This window comes from Phocaeicola sp. RTP21198st1_B8_RTP21198_201120, from assembly GCF_040929485.1.
Classification (GTDB): domain Bacteria; phylum Bacteroidota; class Bacteroidia; order Bacteroidales; family Bacteroidaceae; genus Phocaeicola; species Phocaeicola dorei.
Map to the genome: position 1 here is coordinate 1 of NZ_JBCOCI010000493.1, position 258 is coordinate 258.

The window sequence follows — 258 nt, forward strand, 5'->3', positions numbered from 1 at the left end:
TGAAACAGGCTTTTCCGTTATAACAGGTGAAACGGGAGCCGGAAAATCAATTATTCTGGGAGCTATCGGACTCCTGCTAGGACAGCGTGCCGATGTGAAAGCGATTCGCCACGGAGCTTCCAAATGTATCATAGAGGCACGTTTCGATATATCTGCCTATGGTATGCGTTCGTTTTTCGAAGAAAACGAGTTGGAATATGATGAAGAGTGCATTTTGCGTCGTGAAGTGCAGTCTTCCGGTAAGAGCCGGGCATTCAT

1 protein-coding gene is annotated in these 258 nt (G+C 46.9%); it reads left to right on the plus strand.

Annotated elements, in window-relative coordinates; translation table 11 throughout:
• A partial coding sequence (locus AB5935_RS27555) for an AAA family ATPase (protein ID WP_368328045.1) occupies positions 1-258 on the plus strand: 258 nt, incomplete at both ends.